We start from the raw sequence: 23,148 nt of genomic DNA on the forward strand, positions 1-23,148 counted from the left end.
CGTCAGACCCGCCCGTCCAGGTGCTCGGCGAGGCGGGCCAGCGCGAGGTCGGCGAGCGCGTCGGCGTCGAGGGCGCCGCCGGCCGCGACCACCTCGATCTCCACCGGGAAGTGGTACGCGATGACCGCGCGATCATCCTCGGCCACCTGCTCGGCCTGCGCCTCGCTGCCGGCCGCCGGCAGCACCAGCTCACCCGCGTGCACCAGGGCCAGCCCGGTACGGGTGACCCGGGCGGCGCGGCCAGATCCGGTCGCCATCTGCTACCTCCGGTTGATCGTCGCGCGGTTACGGCAGGACGGACGGGTCGCCGGTCTTCGGGTCGACCGAGGCGGCCAGGCTGAAGCCGCTGAAGGTCGCCGCCGGGGCGCCGGAGATGGTGGCGGTGGTCGGTGTGGCGCTGGTGATCAGGCAGTCCCGCAAGACGAAGGACGAGAACGACCAGTCGTCGCCGGTGTGCTCCAGCAGCGCGATGTCGAACAGTTCGCCGTCCAGGGCCAGCTTGGTGAGCCGGCCGGCGACGTCCCCGATCGCCTTGACTGTCATCGTGAAGTTCATCGACACCGGCGCGTGGATGGCGCCCAGGTGGGTCACCTCGCACGAGTGCAGCGCCTCGACGTTGAGCGAGAAGGACGGGCTGAACGAGTCGATCGGGCTGATCAACACCGTCTCGGTGCCCTTGGTGTACTGCACCGCGAGGCGGGTCTTCCACTCCATGGTCTGGTTCCTCCGGGTCAGAACTTGGCCACGAGCGTGACCAGCAGGCGGCTCACGGCCGGGCCGTACGTGACGGTGACGACCAGATCGACCGTGCGGTCGGCCCGGGCGGCGGTGACGATCGAGGTGTCGGTGGCGGTACGGGCCACCTCGGGGATGGTGAGGATGTCCAGCACCGGGATCTCGACCCCGTAGTCGTCGATCACGGCCTGCCGCTTGAGCGGGCCGAGGATGCCGTCCACCTGGGTCTTGAGCAGGGTCATGCCCGGCTTGGTGATGCGGGCGTCACCGACCAGGCCGATCAGGCCGGCGCGGAGCATGAACTCGATCTGGTCGAGGGTGCGGACCAGGTCGACGTGCAGCAGGCTCGCGTCGGAGGTGAACAGCCGTCCGTCGGCGAAGTGCAGGCTCTCGCCGGTGATCAGAGTCGGGTCGATGATCGGGGTGAGGTTGGCCTCGGAGAGGCCCTTGATCTCGGCCGGGCTGTACTGCTTGGCCACCGGGACGGCCACCCCGCGGATCTTCTTCAGCACGATGCTGTGGTGCACCGGCAGTCCGGCCACGGCGGCCATCGCGGCGGTGGCGGCGTCACCGTCGGCGCCCCGGGCAGCGATCATCACCATCCGGCTGGTGCTGCTCTTGAGCGGGTTCGCGGCGGTGGTGACGTCCGCGACGTAGGTGGGGCCCTTCTCGGTCGCCGGGTTGACCATGGCGAAACCGATCCGCCGTTGGCCGGCGGCCGACATCGTCTCCACGTGCGCCTTGAGCGCCTGCAACCCGGTGGGCGCCCCCGCTCCGGCCGGGTTGCCGACGTTCGACTCGTTGGCCAGCGACACCATCGTCACGTCGTCGGCGGCCTCCAGACCGCTCAGCGCGGCGGCGTAGTCGTCGCCGGCCACCTTGACCCCGTACACCTTCGCCGGGCGCGGGTCCTGCAGGAACGCCAGTTCCAGGGAGTTGTAGAGGGCGTTGCGGACCACGTTGCCGGCCTGCCGGCGGGCGAAGTTGGTGACCGCGTCGTCGAGGGTCTCGATCCGCACCGGCGTGTTCGCCGGCGCCGAACCACCGTCGGCCGTGGAGGGCGCCTTGCCCACCACGGCAATGACGCCCGGCGAGCGCTGGGCCAGCGGCGCCGGTGGCGGCACGATCCGGACCTCGATGAACGGGAATGCTGCTGTCGGTGCCACGGGTCCTCCCGGACGAAGTTGCTGCTGCGGTAGTTGTGCGGCTGCCTGCCGCTGGTGCTGCCAGTGGCCGGGAGTCTCAGGTCGTCAGGGCGGCCAGTCCGATGCCGCTACGGGCGAGCCACTGGCCGGCGCGGGCGAACCGGGCGGCCCGCTTCTGCACGTTGGTGCCGGCGTCGCCGCCGGGCCAGCCGTCGTCGTCGAACGTCTCGATGGGAACCACCCAGACGGCTACCACCCGATGCCGCCGCCGGACGTCGTCGGGCGCGGGCGTCTCCAGACCCAACTCCTCGGCGCGGGCCCGGACCAGCCGCGTCTCGACGAGCAGGTCGGCGAGGGAGAAACCCCGATCACGGATCAGCACGGCCGCGGCGAACGGCAGCGGACGCGGCGTGGGCGGCGCGGCCGGCGGGTCCGCGTAGCGCAGCTTCACGGTGGCCCCGGCGGCCTGCCCGCGCATCCGCGCCACCAGATCACCGGCATTCGCGGCGCCCACGCCGGCGAGCAGCCGGTCCAGGTGCGCGTCGGTGAAGGCGGTCGGCTGGTGCAGGCCGGCCCGCAGCCGGGCCACCAGTCGGGTACGACGCTCGGTCTCCAGCAGCGCCGGGTCGGTCGGCAGCGCGCCGAGGTCGGCGATGATCTGCGGGTCGACGTCGAAGGCGGGCACCGCCACGTCGAGGTCCTCGACCCGGTCCCGCGCGAGGCTCGTACGCACCACCAGACTGCCCCGCCAGAGCGCGTCGATCCGCAGCGCCGACCCGCCGAGACCGTGCAGCCGGACCCGCAGCTCGGTACGGGTGGTGCCGCCGGAGCCCAGCCACTCCCCCTCGGCCAGCGTCGCGGGCGCGGCGGCGAAGCCGAGGGTCAGCTCGTCGAAGACCGCCGCGTACGGGGGCGCGACAGGCATCGCCTCGGTGTCGTACGCGGCCTCGACCAGGTGGGCCAGTGACGCGTCGTCGAAGACGGAGGCGCGGGTGCCCGGATCGGCCAACCGCACCAGCACCTGATCGACGAAGTCCACCGCACCGGCCTCCCCGCTGCCCCGGCCGGGGCACACCGCCCGGCTGGGCACGAGGATCGCGAAGGGGCCGTCACCCGAGCGTCACCACCACCGTCACCGCGCAGGGAGGCGCCCCGGACTGTCGGGAACTGAGCACGGGCACAGCCGCCCGCCGTCCCCAACCGCGTGCCCGGCCCTCAACCGGCTGCCCTCAGACGGCCGTCCTCGGCGCGAGACGGCTGCCGTCGGCGCACGGCGCGGGGCCGAGGCATGCCACCCCGCAGAGCGGTATACCTCAGAGTCGGTTTCGGTCGAGGGTGACGCGCAGCGGGTGCGGGGCGCTGGTGGCGAGGTCGTCGAGCACGGCGAGCAGGAGGGCGTACTGATCGCTCGGCTCGTCGGCGAGCAACTGGCCGGCGTCGGTGATCAGCACTGTGAGCGGGCCGGCGTCGAGCCGGTCGGCGAGGACGTCGGAGAGGGCGTCCCAGGTGTCCCCCAGGTACGTCGGCAGGGCCAGCGCGCCGGCGAGCGCGGCGAACAGGTCGCTCCTGGTCCGGGTCGCGGCTCCGACCAGCACCACCGCGTCGGACACGTCGTGGGTGTCGTCGCGGCGGACGTTCAGCCAGTCGGGTGTCCGACCCGCGTTCTCATCGGCCATCATGTGCCTCCTGATCGGACCGGACGGCATCGGACTGGGCGACATCCGACCGGGGCGACGACGCGGGCCGGCCGACCGCGGCCGGCCGGCCCGGATCGGTCAGAGCCGGTAGAAGTCGGTGTAGTGGTTGGGCGAGAACCAGGTGACCCCGGTGCTGCGATTCACCACGATCCGGTACGCGTCGCGGGCGGCGCCCTGGGTACGCGGATACACGTCGTACTCGTAGTAGGTGGCGTTGGTGGGCAGTTGACCCTCGTAGTTGTAGAACCGGCCGCCGGCGAAGTTGGACAGCCCGCCGCTCCAGGAGTACCAGCCGCGGCTGGTTGGGAAGCCCTTGGCGGACCAGCCGGAGCGGGCAGAACGCGCATCCGCGCACCGGCTGACGGTGCAGGAGCCATAGACCGCCGCCGACGCGGAGTCGGTCAGGCGAGGGGTCACCACGGACGGGCCGACCAGCGCGGCGGCGACCATGGTGAGGAGCAGGGCGAGGGTGGTGGTACGCCGGCGGATCGCGCCGAGCGTGGCCAGCGGGGACACGAGGGTGAACACAGGCTGCCTCCAGACCATCCGATCCATCGATCCGCGTCGTTGGCGGATCGGAGTCAGTCTCGCCGTTGCCGGGGTTCGGCGACAGCCCCCACCACCCCAACTGCTCCACAATGCTCGGTGAACCCCGGGCGATCGCCCCCTCCACGAGCGAGCGGATCGCGCGTTTCCCGACGCCGGCCCAACCTGGGACCATCGGCGCGGCTACGGGCATATCGGTCATCCGTTGTTAGCGTGACATGCGGATCGGTGACCGTGAAGGGGTGCCATGACGGACGCTCCCGAGGAGAGGCCGAGGCCCGCGGATCTGTGGCGTCGGCGGGGCGTCCGTGGGCTGACCATCGCCCGGGACGTGAGTGTCCGGGGTTGGCGGTGGTGGGCACGGACGTGGGACCGGCTGGTGGCCGCGCTCCAGGACGAGGCGCCCGTCGGGGCCGGGGCCGGCCCGTCCCCACCGGGGCCGCTCGTCGAACAGCGCGACGCGCCACGGCTGATCGCGGTCCCCGCCCGGGGGTACGTGTACGCGTTCTACGTCCGCGCCACGTTCGCCTGGTCGTCACCGGCGAGCCTGCGCGCCGAGGTGTTGAGCTGGTACGTGCAGTACTTCGAGCCGAACGCGATCCAACGGCTGACCCGGCTCGCCGCCGACGCCGCCCGGGACCTACCGCCGCATCGGGCAGGTGATCTGGAGGTGGCGTTGCAGCGGGCGCTCGCCGACGAGCCGGAGTGGCGCTACCAGCGCGGCGACGTCATCATCACCTGCCGACCCGATGCCACCGTCCGGCTCGACGAGCGGATCATGCCGGCGCTCCGGCCGCACGTCGACCGGATGGTGAAACTGGAGTACCAGTTCGACGAGCAGTTGCGCAGGGCGACGTACGCCGAGGAGCTGAGCCGACGGTGGACGGCGATCCTGGGCGACCACCTCGACGCGGACGCCGACCAGGAGGTGGCTGACGCCCGCCAGCACCTGCTCGACGCCCAGAGGGAGGCCGCGCGGTGGATCGGCGAACTCCTTCACCTCCGCGCTACCAAATCTTGATCACGTCAACGAGGAAAGCTGGCTAGCATCCTTCCGTCCTTCCGCTCGGGGAGGCACGGGGAGGAACGTACGCCATGGAGCTCGAACGCAACTGGAAGCCGTACGCCAAGGGTCCGGCACTGCTCGTGCTGGCGGTGTTCCTGGCGTTCTCGCCGGAGATCCTGTCGGCGATGGGCCGGGAGTTCACCTTCGGCAACTGGGTCGGCTACGTGATGGCGCTGCTCGCCCTGATCGCCGGCCTGGGCGCGGTGCGGGAGAGCCGCCAGGCATTCGCCGTCCGCATCGGCGAGCGGGGCATCAGCTGGACCAGGGGCGAGGCGACCGTGGACTTCGCCTGGTCGGACGTGAGCCGGGTCGCGGTCGAGAAGAAGCCCAACGCCGGCAAGCTGGAGAAGCCGAGCATCCTGACCGTCTGGGTCGCCGACCAGACCGAGCGGGCGCTGCCGCCCGACGTCGAGCTGACCGGCCTGCGGGGCTACCACATCGCCGACCTGAAGAGCACCAAGCAGTCGCGCGACCAGGTCGAGGCGGCCCTGCGCCAGTACGGCGGAGACCGCTACCCCGCAGCGGCCAACTGACCCGTCGCCCCCTCGGAGCCCACAATGTCGACGATGCCCACGCCCGGGGCCGTGCCGCCCCCGGCCCTCCGCCCGCCCGCCGACGGGGAGTGCCAGTTCTGCGGCAGCCACCCCGCCGCCCACGTGTCCTTCCAGTCGATGACCAGCATCGTGATCCTGTACGTCGTCTCCGCACAACGCGGCTGGATGTGCCGCAACTGCGGCCTCTCGGTGTACCGCCACCACGCGAACAAGACCATGCTCGCCGCGTGGTGGGGAGTCGGCATCATCGGCATTCCGATCTTCCTCGGCGTGGACCGCCTCCGGTTGCGTCGCATCCTGCGCCTCGCCCCGCCGCAGCCCACGCCGGGCGTCGCGGCATCGCTGCCGGCGCCCCTGGATCCCGGCAAACCGCTGATCCAACGCCCGGGCGCCATCCTGAGCATCGTCCTGGTGACAGTGCTCGCCCTGGTGATCGGCTGCGGCGCCCTGGCCGTCGCCACCTCCGAGTAGCATTCCTCGCCCGCTCAGCCCCACCCCACCCCGGCCCGGCCCGGCCCGGCCATGCTCGGCCCGCCTCCCATGATCAAGTGATGGCAAACAGGTCCGGAGGCCCTCTGAGACCTACTTTTCATCACCTGATCATGGGGGAATGGCGACGGGCGGCGAGGATGGCGAGGGTTTCCTGGCGGACTTCGGCGGGGTTCGCCACGAGGCGGCGGTGGGTGAAGCGGACGACGAGGATCCCGACGGTGGCCAGCAGGGCGTCGCGGCGAAGGTCGATCTCGCGCTCGGCCGGATCGGCGTGGGTGCCGGCGCCGTCCAGTTCGACGTTGACGCGCTCCGCCTCGACGAACATGTCGAGGTAGATGGTTCGGGCACCGACCCGCACCCGCACCTGTCGGGTGAACGCCGGCATACCGGGGCCCGTGAAGACTCGATCGTGGCCCCAGATCTCCAGCGGACTGCGGCAGCCGGCGGTGAGCCGATCCAGCAGACCACGCAGCGCCGCGCGATCGGTGATCCGGGGCACCTCGGCGAGGGCCGCGACGAGTCGCTGTGGCGTGGTCAGCCGATCGTTTACCGCACGGATCAGCGGGTTGGGCCGCTCGACCGGCGGCAGTAACGACCAACAATCCACCAGGGTCCGGTCGAGCCGCGTCACCGGCAACCCACCCCGCACCACCACCTGCGGCGGTTCGACCGCGAACCCGGCGCGATGGCGTACCACGAGATGCGGCCGGCCGCGCAGGCCCGACCCCCTGGGCAGGTCGACGTACAGCGGCTCGCCGGGTGCCTGCTGGCGTAGACCCCACGCGTCGAGTGCGCTCAGTCCGCTGAGAGCGCCACGCCCGTCGGTGTACGCCAGCACGGCGCGACGAGCCACCTCCGGATCGACCCGGGCCAGAGGTGGCAGGTCGGACGTGGTGTCCCGGATCAGCGCGGCGTCACCATAGACCCGGGGCAGCAGCCGCACGAGCCGTCCCGCCCGCCAGGCCGTCTGGATCGTCCACACCGGCGTGACCCGTAGCGCGTCCCGCCGGACGACCAGGCCGCCACCGCGCACGAGGAGTTCGCGCAGCTTCGGGTCCACGGGCCCCACCCTGCCCCGACCTGCCCCCGATCGCGGTCTGAGCCCGAGCTGCTGTGGACGGCGCGGGTGACTGTGGACGAAGCCCGCACCTGATCCGTATGTGATACGGCCCGTCCGGTCCCTGGAGAGAGCATGAATGAAGAAAGACTCTCGACGGACGGGATGAGATCGTGGCTGCGCGGCGTCTGTCACGCCGCCCCGCACGGGCAGCCCCGCCACCGGAGGCGTCGTCCGGTCGGGCCGCGTTCACGGCTGGAGGGCAGATCACCATGGCGCACATCGATCTCGGGATCGACGAGAAGGAATTTCCCGGCGTCACCGGCCCGATGCGGTACCGCCCGGAGACGGCGAAGCCGCTCAACGAGCTGGCCGAGGTGCTGCTGCGGGCCCCGCACTCGCTCCCGGCCGGCGAGCGCGAGCTGATCGCCGCGTACGTCTCCGGGCGCAACGAGTGCACCTTCTGCTGCGCGTCGCACTCGGCCTTCGCCGCCGCGCAGCTCGACGAGGGCATGAGCCTCGTCGACCAGGTACGCGCCGACCTCGACGCCGCCCCGATCTCGGCCAAGCTGCGGGCGCTGCTGCGGATCGCCGGCGCGGTGCAGATCAGTGGCCGCAACGTCACCACCGAACTGGTGGCCGACGCCCGCGCCGAGGGCGCCACCGACCTGGAGATCCACGACACAGTTCTGATCGCCGCCGCGTTCTGCATGTTCAACAGGTACGTCGACGGGCTGGGCACCTTCGCGCCCGAGGGCCAGGAGGCGTACGCCGGGATGGCGCACCGGATCGTCGAATTCGGCTACGGGTCGGCGGCCAACGCGCCGGCGGTCTGAGCACAACCACGGGTGACCGCACCCCGATCCCCCTGCGATTGTCGACTGGCACGCCTGATGAAGCCCGTCGGCCGTGCGGTTGGAGGGATCGATGGACCGTCCCCGTTTCCTGCTCGACGCCGCCCAGCGGCGCCGAGCCGACATGGTCGATCGGCTGAGCACGCTCGTCTCCCGCGAGTCGGCGCCGGGTTCGCTGCCCCAGCTCGAATCCTGCGCCGACCTGCTCGCCGACTGGGGGCAGGACGTGCTCGGCCGGCCCGCCCACCGGGTCGTGATCGACGGTCTGCCGCACCTGCTGTGGCCTGCCGTACACCAGCGTGTGCTGCTGCTCGGCCACTTCGACACCGTCTTCCCGGTGGGCACGATCCGGTCCCGGCCGTTCGACGTGCGCGGAGACGTGGCGACCGGGCCCGGCGTGTGCGACATGAAGGCCGGCATCGTGCAGATGGTCACGGCCCTGAGCCTGGTCGAGGACACCTCGACGGTCGGCGTGCTGCTCACCTGCGACGAGGAGAGCGGGTCCGGCACGTCGCGACACCTGATCGAACGGGAGGCGCGGCGCTCGGGCGCGGTCCTGGTCTGCGAGGCGGCCACCCCGGACGGGCACCTGAAGGTGGCCCGCAAGGGTGGCTCGGTCTACCGCGTCACCGTCTCGGGTCGGGCGGCCCACGCCGGCGTCGAGCCGCAGCGCGGAGTCAACGCCACGGTCGAGGTCGCCCACCAGGTTCTCACGCTGGGCGGGCTTGGCGTGGCCGACAGCGGCGGCACCTCGGTCACGCCGACAGTGCTCTCCGCCGGCACCACCACGAACACGGTGCCCGAGCGCGCCAGCCTGGCCGTCGACGTCCGGGCCTGGACGAGGGACGAGCTCGAACGCGTCGACCACGCCATCCGCGGGCTCGTCCCGTTCCTGCCCGAGGCGACGCTTGCCGTCCAGGGCGGCATCAACCGCTATCCGATGTCCGCGGAGCTCGCGTGGCCACTGCTGGAGGTGGCCCAGTCGATCGCCCGCCGACTGGGCATCCCGCGCCTGACCGGCGCGTACGCCGCAGGCGCGTCCGACGGCAACTTCACCGCCGCGCTGGGCGTACCGACGCTTGACGGCCTGGGCGCGGTCGGGGGCGGAGCGCACGCCGCCGACGAGTACGTCTGCCTCGACCGGATGCCGGAACGGACGGCGCTGTTGGCCGGGCTCGTGGAAGCCCTGTCCACGATGGAGCGTTTCGGGGAGCGACCCGTCGACGACATACCGTAACGTGCTCAGTGCCGGCGTACGACCGGCAGCGAGGACGCGACATGACGACGGGACAGCTCTCGGGACCGCCCCTGCTCGGCGTGGAGGAGGAGTTCCTCGTCGTCGACGCCGACCGGGGCGAGGTCGTACCGCTGGCGGCGACCGTCGTCGACGGCGCGCGCCCGACGCTCGGCCCCCGGGTGGGCGGCGAGATCACCACCTTGCAGATCGAGACGCGCACCGACCCGTGCCACAGCGTCGACGACCTCGCCGCCCAGCTCGTCGAAGGCAGGGCCGCCATTCAGGCCGCCGCTCGCTCGGCGGGTCTGCGGGTGATCGCCAGCGGCTCGCCGGTGCTGGGCCAGGCGGTGCCGCCGCCCCTCACCAAGGGGCCGCGGCAGGATCGAGGCACCGCGACCTTTCGTGGGCTGCACGACGAGCTGGCGATCTGCGCCGTCCACGTCCACGTGGAGCAGCCCGACCGGGACCGGGCCGTGCTGATCGGCAACCACCTGCGCGTACACCTACCGGTGCTCATCGCCCTCACCGCCAACTCGCCCTACTGGGCGGAGCGCGACACCGGCTACGCGAGTTGGCGCACCGTCACGTGGGGGCGCTGGCCGGTGGCCGGCCCACCGCCGTACCTGACGTCCGCCCGGCAGTACGACGACCACGTGGACATGCTTCTCGACGCGGGCGCGCTCGTCGACCACGGGACGATCTTCTGGGATCTCCGCCTGTCCACCCGCCACCCCACACTTGAGGTACGGGTGGCCGACGTCCCCGTCACCGCCACCGAGTCCGCGGCGCTCGCCGCCCTGGTGCGGGCCCTGGTGGTCGTCGCCGGCGAGGCCGTGGACCGGGGCGACGAGGGCCCGCGACTGACCCCCGAGCTGCTGCGGCTCGCCTACTGGCGGGCCGCCCGCGACGGCATGGGCGGCCACGGTGTCGACGTCGCCACGGGCCGGCTGCTGCCCGCGGCATCTCTCGCCGAACGGCTCGTCGAGTACGCCCGGCCGGCGCTGGACGCCGCGGGTGACAGCCATCGGGTGCGGCGCTGGCTGACGTGGCTCGCCGCGGACGGCGACGGCGCGACCCGTCAGCGGGCCGCCCACGCGGTGCGCGGACGACTGACCGACGTCGTCGACGAGATCGCCAGCCGGACCGCGCCCGACGTGCCCGCACACGAAGAGGGCACGCCTGCGTAACGACAAGTCGCCCGGCCTCCGACATGCTGGGGAAACCGGATGTCGGCGGCAGGGGAGGCCACAGGTGAACCACACTGACCTGACACCCAGGGTCCCCGTCCAGCACCATCGCAGGCCACCGGCGGACATGGTGCGCGAGGCCGAGGCGTTCGCGCAACGGATGGCGCAGCGCCGATCGGTACGCGACTTCACCGGTGACCCTCTGCCCGACGGGGTGGTCGAGGCCGCCATCCGGGCCGCGTCGACAGCGCCCAGCGGCGCCAACGTGCAGCCGTGGCGGTTCGTCGTCCTGACCGATCCGGCCCGCAAACGCCGGCTGCGCGAGGCCGCCGAAGCCGAGGAACGCGCGTTCTACGACCGTCGCGCCTCGGCCGAGTGGCTGGGTGCGATCGCCGGGCTCGGCACCGACTGGCGCAAGCCGTTCCTGGAGACCGCGCCGGCCGTCATCGTCGTGTTCGAGGTGCACCAGGGGCCGCACAGCCCGAAGCCGTACTACGTCAAGGAGTCCGTCGGCATCGCGGTCGGCCTGCTGATCACCGCGCTGCACCACGCCGGCCTGGTCACGCTTACCCACACGCCCAGCCCGATGCGGTTCCTCAACGAGGTGTGCGAGCGGCCACCGGAGGAACGCCCGTACGTGGTGATGCCCGTCGGTTATCCCACAGCGGACGCCCTCGTCCCCGACCTGCCCCGCAAACCCCTCGACGAGATCATGGTCCGCTGGTGAGATCCTCGGTCAGGAACTCGACCAACGGTTCCACGTGCCGGTCCGGACGCCGCCACTCGGCGAGCAGATCCTCCAGCAGATGCTGCTCGGCGACGAGCTCCGTGCCGCGGTAACGCCTGATCACCGGGTGGATGAAGGCGCTCTCCCGGGCACGGTCGGGGGTCGGGTGCCTGTCGATGGCGAAGACGTCACCGTAGTCGTCGCGGCCCCACCGCAGCGCGAGCGTGTACCACTGCGTGGCCGCCGCGAAACGCTCCACGGCGTAGTCCTCCGGCAGGTCCTCGTAGTGGTGGATGTCGCCGGTGGCGCCGTCGCGGACGAAGACGTCACAGAGGTACTCGAACTGCGTCCACAGCGCCGAGGACCAGTTGACCCGGTCGAGCATCAGCTTCGTCAGCGACACGGCGTCGGCAGGCGTCGTCGCGTACGACAGCGGCACGCCGTCGTAGCGCTCCCGCAGGATCCGGGTGAACGTCCGCAGGTTGTACCGGAAGCCGTCGATGAACGGTGACGACGCGTGCTTGGCGTCGCGGGCCTGGGCGATGGTGCCGGCGAAGTACAGGCCGTCGACGTTGCTCGACTGCCAGTCGGGGCGCAGACCGGGCATACGGCCGTCGCGCACCATGTCGGGCCGGGACGTCTCGTCGAACAGCGCGGTGTCCATCCGGAAGCCGGTGCACCGCAACACCGTGTGGTAGTCCAGCTCGGCGGTCTCGCCCTCGGCATGGGTGTACGTGATCGACACCCGGAACCGCCCGTCGACGGGCCGGATCTCGTCGATCGTGCAGTCCAGCACCGAGTGCAGCGTCTTGAACTGGTAGCTGTCGAGGATCGCGCCGTACTGACCGCGTACGTCGCCGGGGTGTTTGGTGTTCCACGCCAGCCGCAGGGGCTGCCGGCTGGCGAGGTGCACCATCGACGCCCGGCCGAGGATGGCCGACGCGGTCTCGAAGGCGGAGTTGCCCTTGCCGATGATGAGGACCCGCTGCCCGTCGTACGCCGTGGGGTCGACGACCATGTCCTCGTACCCGATGGCATGTTCGATGCCCTTGATGGCCGGCACGAAGGGCCGGCCCCAGCCGGTCGCGACGACCAGGCAGCGCGCACGCACGTCCCCCCGGTCGGTGCGCAGCGTGAAACCGTCGCCGGTCCGCGTGATCCGCTCGACAGTCGTGCCGAAACGGATGTTGAGCTGGTGGACCCGCTGGAACTCGGCGAGGTAGCGGACGAGGTCGTCGGCCGCCGGCAGGTACTCGTCGCTGAAGCGCGGAAACAGCAGGTCCGGGGAGTCGTTGAGCAGCGAGTTCCAGTCCCAGCGCAGGCGAATCTCCGGATCGGCGCTGTCGGTGTGCACCTTGTTCAGCGAGATGAGCCGCCGGTGGCGCGGAAACCGCCGGAAGAAACCGCCGGGCTCGTCGCCGCTCTCCAGCGTCAGGTAGTCGGCACCGTGTTGCTGCAGGTAATAGCTCAGTTGGAGGCCGGCGGGCCCCGCCCCGACGATGACGTACCGGTGTTCGCTGCTGACCATCCTGTGGCCCTTCGACGGAGGGAAGACTCCATCGACCATGGGATGCGAAGCGACGCCTGTCAATGCCCACCATGGCTTCGCACCAGCAGCACAGTAGGCCCGCACCCGGCAGGCTGGTCGGGCAGCCAATGATCATCGGTCGATCATGCAGAGGATTGGTACGCCACTCGCGTGGGTTGGGCAAGCACGGCCCGGGCCGCTGGGATGTCTGCCAGTCGAGCAGCCAGCGTGGCGACGGCAAGGCGTTCTGGCAATGCTGCACTGAACTTTAGGCCGGCAAGCGCCTTATCGGAGACTTCCGGCAGGCAGATCCGCTCGACCGCATCCGCCATTGCTGCTCGCAGCGTCCCGTTGTCAACGTCCGCTCGCAGCCTTATCGATGCGTCGTCGTACCGCTGAGCCGGGTCGGCGAGTTCACTCAGGGTCGCGATAAGGGTGGCGTTCGCCCGGAAGCCCGCCCACGTCCACCATCTGACCTCATCGTCACCGTCCCTGACGACCACCGTGCCGCCGGGATGGACGACAGAGGTCGCGTCGTCCCGTAGATCGGCCAGTCTGGTCTTCGCTCGGCCGGTGAGGGCGACAGGCGGTTCAGCGCCGAGTAGCACATCACGCATCGAACGGACCATCTGGTACGACAGCCCTTGGGGAGACCCGTTGGTCATCCAGAGCGCCTTTCCGCCGCCCTCTGCCGGTTCCACGAAGCATCGGCGGCGTTTCCAGTCGATGTAGGTGACACGCCAACTTCGGCCAGCGAGCAGCAGTAGCCGGGGACCGAACACCTTCGCCGTCAACAGCGCTGGATCGGTCCGGCCGATCTCGGTACGACCGGCCAGCACGGTGAACTGCGGCGGTGCGGTGAACACCGCCAACATCTCCATGAAGTGCCGACGTCCGAAGCGCAGTTCCGCTTCCGGCCCGATGAAGAGCATTCCGGAGTCGACATCGAGATAGCCATGCTGGACGAGGTGCCGCACGATCACTTCCGCGCTCTTGTCGAAGGGCGACAGCCCATTCCACTCCTGCGCCCAGAGGTTGTCACCGACTCGATGCTTCTGCAGCGCGAGCGCCAGCAGCTGCTGCGCCACAATGTGTCGTGGTTCCGGTGGGGGTACGACTGGCTCGACCCAACCCTGTGCCCAGAGGTTCAGGAGACCAGCGGCGTGCAGCAGCCCTTCACCGTCCAAGGTGAGGAAGAGACAGTTACGGCTGCTACCGGGACGCCTACCCGTTCGGCCGATCCGCTGAAGAAAGGCGGCGACGCTGCGCGGAGCATTGATTTGGATGACCCGGTCAAGGTCACCCACGTCGATACCGAGCTCCAGAGTGCTGGTGGCGACGATGACGCAGTCGCGCTCCTGAGCGAAGGCTTCTTCTGCCCGCCGCCGCTCGTCGATCGAGAGGGACGCATGGGAGAGGAAAGTCGTCACGTTGAGGGCGCGCAGTCGCTGGCCAAGATCCTCGACAAGCGCGCGAGAGTCGCAGAAGACCAATCGCTTCTGTCCGTGATGAAGGGCCGCAATGACCTTCGCCGCATTGTGCACCGATCCGACGTAGTCGAGCTCAACCTCACCATCTGGATGCGAGACGGACGTCGCTGACGCCGCCGAAGTGCGACGATCAGGTGCGATCACCCGTGCGGACCGCTGACCCCGGCCAGCGCCCTGTAACCATGCCAGCAAGTCGTCCGGGTTGCCGACCGTCGCCGAAAGGCCGATTCGCTGTACCGATCGCCCAGCCACCCGGCTGAGTCGTTCCAACACGGCCAGCAGGTGCCAGCCTCGATCATCACCGGCGAAGGCGTGCACCTCGTCGACGACGATCGCCTGCAGTTGCCCAAAGAACGCATCGTGATCGACCGCGGTGCTGACCAGCATCGACTCCAGGGACTCCGGAGTGGTCAGCAGAATGTCGGGCCTCTGGCGGAGAATCACACGGCGACGCCCCATCGTCACATCGCCGTGCCAGAGCGCCGTGCGACGCCCCAGCCACGCCGTGTAAGTCTCCAGGCGGGGCAGAAGATTGTTGAGCAGCGCCTTCAGCGGGCAGACGTACAGCACGGAGGTACCCGACCAGTTCTCCTGTGCCATCCGGGACAGCAGCGGAAACACCGCCGCCTCAGTCTTTCCACCGGCCGTGGGCGCGAGCAGGAGTGCGTCCTCGCCCGCCAGCAGTGGCTGCACGGCTGCTTCCTGCAGCGGTCGCAATACCGGCCATTGCAATGAGTTGACGACGTGATGCAGCACGACTGGATGCAAAAGTTCGGCACCGCTCGTCATACCCGACGCTCCTCAGAGTTCGATCGAGATCTCGTCGGCACTCGTGGCGTTCCGCTCCACGTCCGTCATCTCGGCAGCGGCCAGAGTGAGCGCATAGTGTTGCCGAGGGTCGAACTCGGGGAACTGATCCACCCGGTCGAGCACCTCCCCCACGAGCTTCTTGAGGAAGAGGCGCGGCGCCACTCCGACTCTGCCACCGAGACCACCGGCGACTGCCCGTGCCAGTTCGCCGAGGTATCCGTCGTCGACGAGCGCGGACACTCGCTCCGGTGCGGCGGACCCGTCGGCGTAGAGGTCCCGTACTCGGCCGCCGAGCTCGACGAGGGAATCGGCGATGAAGCCCGGCAGCCGGATCTGCACGGCGCGCGGATTGTCGAATCGTGGGTCGGTGTTGAAATCCACCGCGAGCCGTTGCGCCAACGGGGCGAGTCGTTGGACGCCCTGCGGACCGTCGTAAAACGCCGGCGTGCCGGTGATCACCAGGTAGAGACCGGGAAATCGCCCGGAATGCACCTCGTCGATAAGTTGCCGGAGGGCGTTGAGTGCCTTGTCCCTGGCATCCGAGCGGACCCGTTGCAGGGTCTCCACCTCGTCGAGCACCAGCAGCAGACCGGGATGCCCACTGTCACGAAGTACGGCCAGCAGTCCCTGCAGGAAGCTGAGCGCCGCGAAGTGGTCGAGGTCGCCGCGTACTCCGGCTGCCCGACGGGCGGCGGCCGCGACGTGCGGCTGCCCGCCGAGCCAGGCGAGCACGGCGTCCGCGGTCGCGGCGTCCCCTCGTGCGGCAGCAGCGCGGTAGCCACGCAACGCGGCAGCGAACGCAGGAGCGCTGCGGCTCACGATGGCCAGCCGTTGGTCGAGCAGGTTATCCACCGCCCGGTCGAGCATGTCGGCGTCATGGCAGTCGATCTGCCCCGCTGCCAGGACGTCCTCCTCCAGCGCGTAGAACCAGCCGTCCACGATCGGGCGGAGCGCGCTGGGCGGGAAAGTCGAGGTGGTGAGTCGCTCGCTGAGCCGGCGATAGACGGTCTCGAGCTTGTGCAACGGCGTCTCGTTCTCCGAAATCTGCACCTCGGCGACGGCGAGGTTTGCTTGTTTCGCTCGCTCGGCGATCCACCGGGCGAAGAACGTCTTGCCCGAACCGTATTCGCCCCGGACCGCCTTGAAGACGGATCCGCCGGCGGCGACGCCGTCCAGGTCGTCACCGATCGCGGCGCCGAAGCGGTCCAGTCCCACCGCGAAGAGATCCAGACCAGCCGATGGCACGGCGCCGCGGCGCAGCGCGTCGATCACCTCGCGGCGGCGGGCCGGGCTGACCGTCGTCACGCCGGCCTCCCGGGCAGGCGGAACTGCTCTTGGAGAAGCCGGAGGTCCAACCGGACGGTCCGGGAGTTGTCAGTGAGCGACAACACCGGATAGTTGTCCACGTTGAAGATTCGTTGAAGAGTGGTGGCGAAGCCGACCGCCCGCACCGGCGCCTCGCCAGCTCGTTGAGCCAGTACCGCCACGGGCAGCACGCCTTTGGCGTCGACCAAGGCCCGCATAGCTGCCTGGATCTTCTTCAACTCCACCCGGCGGGGCGTCAGACTGTGCTGCGCCTCGAACAGTTCGGTGGCCAACACCATCGCCACCAGGTCGCTGTCGCTGACGGACGGGGCCGTCTGCGGCAGGGTCGCCGCTTCGGGTACGTCGAAGAGCGCGTCTCCGGCGACAGCAGAGGCCTTACGGCGCGGCTTCGGCGTGGACGTCGGCTTCGCCGAAGAACTCGGCTGCGGATCGGCAGTGTTTTTCTGCCACCACTCCGGTGTGCGTTCCTCTATGGGCGCCCACCCGGCCGGTGGTTCGACCACGTTGGGCAGCAGGTAGGCCAATAGCGGGATGGTCACCTCGGCCAGGGACGCGCCGCCGTGGTAACCCGCCCGGCTCGGACGGTGGCGCAGCAGCGGATCCCAGAGCGCGATGATGCGGTTTCCGTCCGAGACGACGCGCGGACCGGCCAGTTCCACCTCACCGGCCCCTGCCGGCCCGGCGCCGGTTCGGTGTCGGGCGGATGCGGCATCCGGGGTCTTGAGGTGCTGGCCGCCGCGCTCGAGCACGTGTCCGTGGTCGCTGGTGATGATGACGGCTCGACCGGTGGAGCGGGCCTGGTCGAGCAGGCTCTTCAGGAAGCCGAGATCGTTGAGCTGCCAACCGGCCTCGTCGCCCTCTCGACCGTGTGCCAACGAGTCGTCCACCGTATTGATCACGACGGCCACCACGGGAGCCGAACTCGCCACCGCGTCGGTCAACTCGGTGGCGATCACCTCGCCCGCTCCGCCACGGGCTGGACCCTTGTGGAAGATCCGCGAGTCCCGACCCCATCGCCCCTCGGCAAAGAGCCTCCGCTCAAGATCCTGACTGCCGGCACGTAGCGCCCCGGCGAAGAGCGATGTGCGGGAGACTGCGGTGAGGGTGGGCAACGCTGCGACCATTCCCCGACGTCTGGCCGCTCCCGATTTCGCCAACGGGTCGTACTCCACCCAGTGCGGGGCCAACTGGTCGGCGAGCTGCACCGCGACGGCGGCACTCATGCCGTCGAGCACGGTGAGCAGCACAGGTCGGCCGGCGCGAATCAGCGGATCGACCACCCGCGGCAGGAGGTTCTCGACAGTGAGTAGGTTGCCGTCGCCTCCCGGGCCGGCGGTGGCCCATGCCGCAAGCCGGCCCGCAAATGCGCCGTCGAGTTCACGCCGCCGCTGCTGCGCCAGCTCATGGATCTCCCGGTATGCCCGCTGCAGCTGCGGATGCGTCTCTTCACCAGCCCAGACGTGGTTGAGCGCCCGGTCCACCCACCCCCACTCGGCAATGTGGCGTTGCACGCCGTCTGCGACGCTCTGCGGAGGCACCACCGTCGTGCCGAGCCAACGCACAAGCCGCTGGGCCATGCGGGCTCGGCGGACCCGTTCTGCCTCGGCCTCGGCGAGCCGGTGCTCGGCGAGGTGATCGACCGCCAGCTCGACTTCCGGGTTCGTGGGGTTCCGCAGACCGGCAAGTAGTACATCCGCCGCAGCACCCAGTCGGTAGGTGAAGCCGGTCCGCAGGATCGGACTGTGCGCCGCGCTGCTGACTGCGGAGAACTGGATGAGCAACTGCTCCGCGCGGTCGAGGATGGCGTGCCCGTCGCGGCGAACCGCCGGGCGGGGCGCGTTCAGCAGCGCGCTGACCACCTGCACGGCCGCCGCCGCGAAGCCGCGGACTGTCGCGTCGTCGTTGAGGTTGCCGAAGTACTGCTCGACGCGTCCCTGAGCGCGCACCGCATCGGCGCCCTCGGTGCTCCAGAGCGCGTCGCAGACCAAGCCCAGCGGCAGCGCCTCGGCCCCGCGCCCCGCGTCGACAAGCGCGAAAAGTGCCTTCGCCGGTCGGCCGAACTGTTCCAACAGCCACCGGGAAAGTCCGACTCGCTCGGCTTCCCGCAACAGTCCGAACGCCTCTACGGCACCGGACTCCGTGCTCCATCGCAACAGGGCCGTTGCATCCAGGTCGTCCGGACCGAGGCCGTGACGGTCGAGGCCGAGCCGCACCGCCGCGAGATGCCGCAGAGCCACGTCCCGGGTCAGCACGGACGTGGCGAGCCTCGGCCAGCCGGCCGGTGGCATAGCGTCGAGCAGCGCCTCCCCCGCCCACGCCTCGCGCTCAAGGGCGGCGTCCGGCAGGTGGGCGCCGAAGGCGTCGACGACCAGATCCCACGGCTGCACGGTGATGACGTGTTGACGGAAGATCCGGCTCCGCACCCCGTGGTGCAGCACCGATTCCGGAACGTCGGTGAGCAGCACCAGCACCTCCTCGCCGCGGTCGGCGACGAGGTGCTCCCACACGGCAAGCGGTGACACGCACGGCACTACCCGAACCTGGCGTCCGTCCGGCAACAGCACCGCGGGGTCGTATGGCCATACCGGCTCGGCCCGGATCACCATCACCGGGTACGCCTCGCCATTGCGGTGCCGCTCAAGTTGTTGCGTCACCTTCTGGCGGAGCGCGACCGGGCTGATCCGCAGTGCCTGAGCGGGTGCAGGTGCCTGAGTCACGAAACGATTCTCCAGCTCACCTCAATGGTGGCTTCCGGGTGGGCGGAGGCGAAGGCCCGTAGCTTGTCCAGGGCTTGGCCGAGGTCGGCGGCGGGTACCGCAACGAGATCCGGCGCGGCCGGCTTGCTCCGCCCCCCGCCGCCTGGCCCGACGTACTCGGGTGGCCCGACCTTCCCGCCAGCAGTGCCGCTCTGAGGGGGGTTGTCACGCCGACGGGTAGCACGACGGATGAGGGAAACGGCATCGGACTGCGCGCCATGGAGTGCTGGGCTGAGTGCGGCGGTCAACTCGTCGGCCTGACCAACGCGGCGCACCTCAGCCAGGATTGCCGCGGCCTCCCCGGCATACGGATCGCCGAGGCCGGCGATGATCTCGAAGTTGTCCCAGGCCGTGCTGGCGAGGCTTGAGGACACCTGCTGAGCGCTCTTGATGCTCTTCCCGATTCGTTCAGCCGGCCCGGAGAGATCCGCCTGCGAGAGCCGTTCGATCGTCTCGACCGCCGTACGCCCGGTCGCCAGCCGTTCCAGCAGGTCGGCCGCAGCGCGAGCGGTGACGAGCCGGCCGGACAGGGATGCTTGGTCGATCCCCAGCCACTTGTCGTGCTGCTCGAGCCGGGCGGTGAGGCTGTGCGCGGCTTCCCGGTAGCGGGCGGCCTCGTTGCTGATGTCGCGGCCGAACATTGCCACCAGCCGCCCTCGCCGCAGGTTCAGGTTATGAACACCGAAGATCGCACCAGCACGGGCCCGAGCCTCGGCCCAGTCCTCCTCGCTCGGCAGCCGCTCCTCGCGCAGAGCATGGTCGGTCGTGATCCGGCCCGGTTCCGGGGCTGGCGTGACGGTGCTTCCGTGTAGGTAGAAGGCACGGTCCGTCTGCTCGGCGAAGGTGGCCACAACAAGTTGCGCCACGATCGGATCGAGACCACGGGGGCTGGGTTCGTCGATCCAGCGCAGCAGGTCGGCGACGCGTAGCTCACCGGTGATGCTTTCGATTGCTGCCTTGTGGTGGAAGTGCTGGGCCCACTGACCGTCGATGACGAAGGCTGCCTCGTGCATCGTGCCGAGTCCGAGCGGGTTGGCGATCCGCCGCATGGTCTGCCGATGCGCCCGCTCGACCTCGACGCGTCCCTCCGGCGACTCGACCGCACGCCGGACATGGTCCAGCACGACCTTCACGTCCGGCAGGCGCACCGGCTCGCCCTTGCGGTCAGGGTCGAAGTCAGGATGGGCAGGGAACTGCTGGCCGAGCATCTGGTCACCGAGGCTGCGTAGGGCATCGGCGAACGTGGCGCCCATCGGAAGCTTTGGCTCCAAGGCACGGGTGAGCGACTGTAGGTGATCATCGAACCCCAGCTGCACATCGGAGGGCTGCTTACCTGCCAGCCCGTAAGCCTGGCGCAGCACCGACTGCATCTTGTTCAACAGCGCGGTGCGCTGGTTGGTCAGGGCCGCGTGAGCCCGCCGACGGTCGTCGGGGTTGAGGTGCTCGGCGTGGCTGTCGAAACGCTGACCCTCCAGCAACTTGTCGATGATGGCGAGCTTGCCCAATTCGTTCCGGCGTTCGATGGTCAGGGCCGCCGGGATCCAACAGAGCGTGCGCGGCGTCATCCGCCCGCTCAGCTCCTGGACTCGCTGCCGGTCGTCGGCCGGCCCGTGACTCCCGTCGTCGAACGGATAGTCAATGATCATCCGCCAGCCGAAGGGATCATTAGGCGGGAATGCCTCGTCGCGGATGTCATGCGGGTCGCGGACGTTGCCGTACACCAGCTCGATCGAGCGGCGACTGCCCCGCCAGCTCAGCGCAGCCTCGGCGAAGAACGAGTCGCTCCACGGGACGCCGAGCTGTTTCCAGAGCAGCCGCTGGACGAGGTGCTTGCGGGCACCCTCGTTGTCGTAGTGCTTGGCAGTAGCGAGCACGCTGTCGACGTCGACACCGACCAGCTCCAGCGACACGATCGGGTCATCACCCTCACCGATACGAATCTCGCCAAAGCGGCCGGCCCAGTCGGTCAACTTCCGGTTGACCTGGCCGACCTCGCCTCCCGGGATCGGGCTGGTGATGCTGCCGTGGTTAAGCGCAGATAGCCGTCGGGCGGTGAGATTGCGCAGCGCCGGGACGCTGGGCGCCAGCGCGGCCAGCAGCAGAGTCTTGATCAGCCGGTCGTCGCCAGTGAAGGCACGGACACGTCCCGCCGTCTCGCCCGGCTGGGCGTCACCGCGGCGAGCCGCGTCAAGGTCGTCGTCCGTGAGGTCGTACTGGCTGAGCAGGTAGGGGCGCAGCTTCAGGTCATAGAGCTTCTGAGCCATTTCGAACTCGGCCTTGAGCTTTTCGGTGAAAGGCTGGTCCCCGCCCGTGCTGATGACGTCGTAGAGGTCGCCGAGGGGTACCAGCTGACCGAGGCGCAGCGTGTCACGGCGATCGACCAGCAACTGGCGCATCAGCTTCAACGCGGTCCGGGACCGCTGCAGGGCGCTGGAGACGTGCACCAGGGTGGAGAGGAACGCCGGGCTGAACGGGTACGTCGACCGGAAGGCGTCGATGTCGGCGCCACTGCCGGAGTCGGTGCCGAGCAGGGTGTCGAACACCTCTCGCCGTACCTTGGTGGTGGCGTCGAAGGACCGGGAGATGGCCTCGCCCGCCCCGGGTCGGTCGTCGCGAGCCTTGAGCAGCCGGCGGCGAGCGATCTCTGGGAGGTTACGGTCCTCCAGCTTGATCACGTCGAACCGGCCGCTGGCCAGGTTGAGGGTGTCCTGATAGCTCAGCTCGTTTGCGCCGGTGACCTCCTCGCCGACCAGCTCGCGCAGGTCACGCTGCCGAGCGATGAAGCTGACCACCGGGATCGGCCGGCGGGTGTCGCCGCCCTCGACGAAGTTGGTGATCTTCTGGATCTCCCGCGAGACGAACTGCTGGTCACCGATCGAATTGGCCAGCCAGAGGATCAGCTCGTCGAGAAAGAGGATCAGACCGTGGTAGCCGAGTTCTTTGGCGTGCCGGCTGATCTCGGTCAGACCCCGATCGAGCGAGACAAACGCCTCGGCGTCTTCCCGGGCGTTGCTGAAGAAGCCGACGTTCCAACTGGTCAGCAGGTCGTTCACCAGCTTGCGGCGCAGTTCGTCGGAGTACGCGCCGACGAACGCCTCATCCAGTCGCTCGGGCGTCCAGAACGTCTCGCTGTCGCCCCACTCGTCTTCGGCGTCGCCGCCGGGTAGGCCGTCGATGAACTGCTTGTCGCCGATCTTCTCGCGGAGCGAGGCCGCCTGATCCAGCAGCGCGTCGGTACGGTGGACCGCCGGGATGGACGCGTCCGGGTGCAACGCACGAACCCGGTCGACGTAGCCGCCCAGCACCCGCTGCTCCAGCGAGCGGGCGTCGAGCAGGTGGTACGGAATGAGCAGGAACTTGCGGCCATCCAGCCAGACGCTGTGCTTCGCCACCAGCGGGGCCAACTCGTCGCGACCGCGAGCGGCCGATTCGCCTCGCAGCAGCGCGTGCAGCACGGCCATGAAGTGCGACTTGCCGGAACCGAATGAGCCGTGCAGGTAGGCGGCCTTGGAAGCATGCCCCTCGACTGCGGAGCGGATCAGCCCAAGCGCCTCGTCGAAGTTGACGAGCAGACGGTCCGTGACGACATAGTCGCGAAGGGTGGCGTCGACGTCGACAACGCTGTCGGCGAGCTTGAGCACGAAGTCGCTCGTGCTCGTGCGCTCAGGGATGTCGATGAACTCCCGAAGCAGCGGCGCGGGGCTGGGCGAAGACATGCTGCATACCGTACCGACCAACGCCAGCACGTTCGGTACAGGCGCGTTCGTGCCTGTACCGAATTGGCTTTCTGGCTGACGCACGTCAACCAGACCCTCCATGCGACCGGCGCCACGCACAAATCGAGCGGCCGATCATGGGGTGGACAGGCCTACGCATGCACGGTAGGACTTCAGTCGGGCCAATCGCTCAGCGCGTCCTGCTGTCTATCGACAGACGGCGGG

At 69.7% G+C, this 23,148-nt stretch carries 19 protein-coding genes; 7 read left to right on the forward strand and 12 right to left on the reverse strand.

Annotated elements, in window-relative coordinates; genetic code table 11:
- Positions 1–2: 2 nt before the first annotated feature.
- The 6 genes from AB0K10_RS09360 to AB0K10_RS09385 form a co-directional block, all read right to left on the reverse strand.
- Complete coding sequence (locus AB0K10_RS09360) at positions 3–257, reverse strand: hypothetical protein (protein WP_363681595.1); 255 nt, start codon at positions 255–257, stop codon at positions 3–5.
- Between the two features lie 28 nt (positions 258–285).
- Entirely contained in the window at positions 286–714 is a 429-nt protein-coding gene (locus tag AB0K10_RS09365) for a hypothetical protein (protein WP_007460824.1), read from the reverse strand.
- A gap of 17 nt (positions 715–731) precedes the next feature.
- Positions 732–1,901: a hypothetical protein gene (locus AB0K10_RS09370; RefSeq protein ID WP_363681597.1), complete on the reverse strand. Its 1,170-nt coding sequence runs from the start codon at positions 1,899–1,901 to the stop codon at positions 732–734.
- A 76-nt stretch (positions 1,902–1,977) separates the two neighbouring features.
- Positions 1,978–2,919 (reverse strand): hypothetical protein, encoded by a 942-nt coding sequence (locus tag AB0K10_RS09375; RefSeq protein WP_363681599.1) that lies wholly within the window; start codon positions 2,917–2,919, stop codon positions 1,978–1,980.
- 274 nt (positions 2,920–3,193) lie between these two features.
- Positions 3,194–3,556, reverse strand: a complete 363-nt coding sequence (locus tag AB0K10_RS09380) for a barstar family protein (RefSeq protein ID WP_363681601.1) — start codon at positions 3,554–3,556, stop codon at positions 3,194–3,196.
- 99 nt (positions 3,557–3,655) lie between these two features.
- Complete coding sequence (locus AB0K10_RS09385) at positions 3,656–4,105, reverse strand: ribonuclease domain-containing protein (protein WP_363681603.1); 450 nt, start codon at positions 4,103–4,105, stop codon at positions 3,656–3,658.
- 265 nt (positions 4,106–4,370) lie between these two features.
- Between AB0K10_RS09385 and AB0K10_RS09390 the strand changes: the two genes are divergently transcribed.
- From AB0K10_RS09390 to AB0K10_RS09400, 3 genes are all read left to right on the forward strand, one after another.
- A complete protein-coding gene (locus tag AB0K10_RS09390) occupies positions 4,371–5,144 on the forward strand; it encodes a hypothetical protein (RefSeq protein WP_363681605.1) in 774 nt (257 codons plus the stop codon).
- Positions 5,145–5,218: 74 nt separating this feature from the next.
- On the forward strand, positions 5,219–5,722 hold the full coding sequence (locus AB0K10_RS09395; RefSeq protein WP_363681607.1) for a hypothetical protein: 504 nt from the start codon (positions 5,219–5,221) through the stop codon (positions 5,720–5,722).
- A 33-nt stretch (positions 5,723–5,755) separates the two neighbouring features.
- On the forward strand, positions 5,756–6,214 hold the full coding sequence (locus AB0K10_RS09400) for a hypothetical protein (RefSeq protein WP_363681609.1): 459 nt from the start codon (positions 5,756–5,758) through the stop codon (positions 6,212–6,214).
- A 121-nt stretch (positions 6,215–6,335) separates the two neighbouring features.
- Here the strand turns inward: AB0K10_RS09400 and AB0K10_RS09405 are convergent, their stop codons facing one another.
- Positions 6,336–7,295 (reverse strand): DUF559 domain-containing protein, encoded by a 960-nt coding sequence (locus AB0K10_RS09405; RefSeq protein WP_363681611.1) that lies wholly within the window; start codon positions 7,293–7,295, stop codon positions 6,336–6,338.
- 269 nt (positions 7,296–7,564) lie between these two features.
- On the opposite strand from AB0K10_RS09405, the gene AB0K10_RS09410 reads away from it, so the two are divergent.
- The 4 genes from AB0K10_RS09410 (at position 7,565) to AB0K10_RS09425 (ending at position 11,297) form a co-directional block, all read left to right on the forward strand.
- A complete protein-coding gene (locus tag AB0K10_RS09410) occupies positions 7,565–8,128 on the forward strand; it encodes a carboxymuconolactone decarboxylase family protein (protein WP_363681613.1) in 564 nt (187 codons plus the stop codon).
- 91 nt (positions 8,129–8,219) lie between these two features.
- Positions 8,220–9,383: a M20/M25/M40 family metallo-hydrolase gene (locus AB0K10_RS09415; protein WP_363681615.1), complete on the forward strand. Its 1,164-nt coding sequence runs from the start codon at positions 8,220–8,222 to the stop codon at positions 9,381–9,383.
- Between the two features lie 41 nt (positions 9,384–9,424).
- A complete protein-coding gene (locus AB0K10_RS09420) occupies positions 9,425–10,570 on the forward strand; it encodes a glutamate--cysteine ligase (RefSeq protein ID WP_363681617.1) in 1,146 nt (381 codons plus the stop codon).
- 127 nt (positions 10,571–10,697) lie between these two features.
- On the forward strand, positions 10,698–11,297 hold the full coding sequence (locus AB0K10_RS09425; RefSeq protein ID WP_363682193.1) for a nitroreductase family protein: 600 nt from the start codon (positions 10,698–10,700) through the stop codon (positions 11,295–11,297).
- Here the strand turns inward: AB0K10_RS09425 and AB0K10_RS09430 are convergent.
- The 5 genes from AB0K10_RS09430 to AB0K10_RS09450 all read right to left on the reverse strand — a co-directional run bounded on the left by AB0K10_RS09430 (position 11,281) and on the right by AB0K10_RS09450 (position 22,923).
- On the reverse strand, positions 11,281–12,825 hold the full coding sequence (locus AB0K10_RS09430; RefSeq protein WP_363681619.1) for an NAD(P)-binding domain-containing protein: 1,545 nt from the start codon (positions 12,823–12,825) through the stop codon (positions 11,281–11,283). The genes AB0K10_RS09425 and AB0K10_RS09430 overlap by 17 nt on opposite strands.
- Before the next feature lie 143 nt (positions 12,826–12,968).
- Positions 12,969–15,104 (reverse strand): DEAD/DEAH box helicase, encoded by a 2,136-nt coding sequence (locus AB0K10_RS09435; protein ID WP_363681621.1) that lies wholly within the window; start codon positions 15,102–15,104, stop codon positions 12,969–12,971.
- 12 nt (positions 15,105–15,116) lie between these two features.
- Positions 15,117–16,430, reverse strand: a complete 1,314-nt coding sequence (gene brxD / locus AB0K10_RS09440) for a BREX system ATP-binding protein BrxD (protein ID WP_363681623.1) — start codon at positions 16,428–16,430, stop codon at positions 15,117–15,119.
- Positions 16,427–19,168: a BREX-2 system phosphatase PglZ gene (gene pglZ / locus AB0K10_RS09445; RefSeq protein WP_363681625.1), complete on the reverse strand. Its 2,742-nt coding sequence runs from the start codon at positions 19,166–19,168 to the stop codon at positions 16,427–16,429. Before pglZ ends, brxD begins: the two co-directional genes overlap by 4 nt.
- Complete coding sequence (locus tag AB0K10_RS09450; RefSeq protein WP_363681626.1) at positions 19,165–22,923, reverse strand: hypothetical protein; 3,759 nt, start codon at positions 22,921–22,923, stop codon at positions 19,165–19,167. The genes pglZ and AB0K10_RS09450 overlap by 4 nt, the downstream gene beginning before the upstream one ends.
- Between the last annotated feature and the right edge of the window lie 225 nt (positions 22,924–23,148).

It is taken from the genome of Micromonospora sp. NPDC049274 (assembly GCF_040678875.1).
In the GTDB taxonomy this organism is placed as follows: Bacteria; Actinomycetota; Actinomycetes; order Mycobacteriales; family Micromonosporaceae; genus Micromonospora.

Bases quoted from the DNA above. Each gene is read 5' to 3' on its own strand.
- AB0K10_RS09360 (WP_363681595.1), bottom strand. From the start codon at position 257: ATGGCGACCGGATCTGGCCGCGCCGCCCGGGTCACCCGTACCGGGCTG.
- AB0K10_RS09365 (WP_007460824.1), bottom strand. From the start codon at position 714: ATGGAGTGGAAGACCCGCCTCGCGGTGCAGTACACCAAGGGCACCGAG.
- AB0K10_RS09380 (WP_363681601.1), bottom strand. From the start codon at position 3,556: ATGGCCGATGAGAACGCGGGTCGGACACCCGACTGGCTGAACGTCCGC.
- AB0K10_RS09390 (WP_363681605.1), top strand. From the start codon at position 4,371: ATGACGGACGCTCCCGAGGAGAGGCCGAGGCCCGCGGATCTGTGGCGT.
- AB0K10_RS09395 (WP_363681607.1), top strand. From the start codon at position 5,219: ATGGAGCTCGAACGCAACTGGAAGCCGTACGCCAAGGGTCCGGCACTG.
- AB0K10_RS09400 (WP_363681609.1), top strand. From the start codon at position 5,756: ATGCCCACGCCCGGGGCCGTGCCGCCCCCGGCCCTCCGCCCGCCCGCC.
- AB0K10_RS09410 (WP_363681613.1), top strand. From the start codon at position 7,565: ATGGCGCACATCGATCTCGGGATCGACGAGAAGGAATTTCCCGGCGTC.
- AB0K10_RS09415 (WP_363681615.1), top strand. From the start codon at position 8,220: ATGGACCGTCCCCGTTTCCTGCTCGACGCCGCCCAGCGGCGCCGAGCC.
- AB0K10_RS09420 (WP_363681617.1), top strand. From the start codon at position 9,425: ATGACGACGGGACAGCTCTCGGGACCGCCCCTGCTCGGCGTGGAGGAG.
- AB0K10_RS09425 (WP_363682193.1), top strand. From the start codon at position 10,698: ATGGTGCGCGAGGCCGAGGCGTTCGCGCAACGGATGGCGCAGCGCCGA.
- AB0K10_RS09430 (WP_363681619.1), bottom strand. From the start codon at position 12,825: ATGGTCAGCAGCGAACACCGGTACGTCATCGTCGGGGCGGGGCCCGCC.
- AB0K10_RS09435 (WP_363681621.1), bottom strand. From the start codon at position 15,104: ATGACGAGCGGTGCCGAACTTTTGCATCCAGTCGTGCTGCATCACGTC.
- AB0K10_RS09450 (WP_363681626.1), bottom strand. From the start codon at position 22,923: ATGTCTTCGCCCAGCCCCGCGCCGCTGCTTCGGGAGTTCATCGACATC.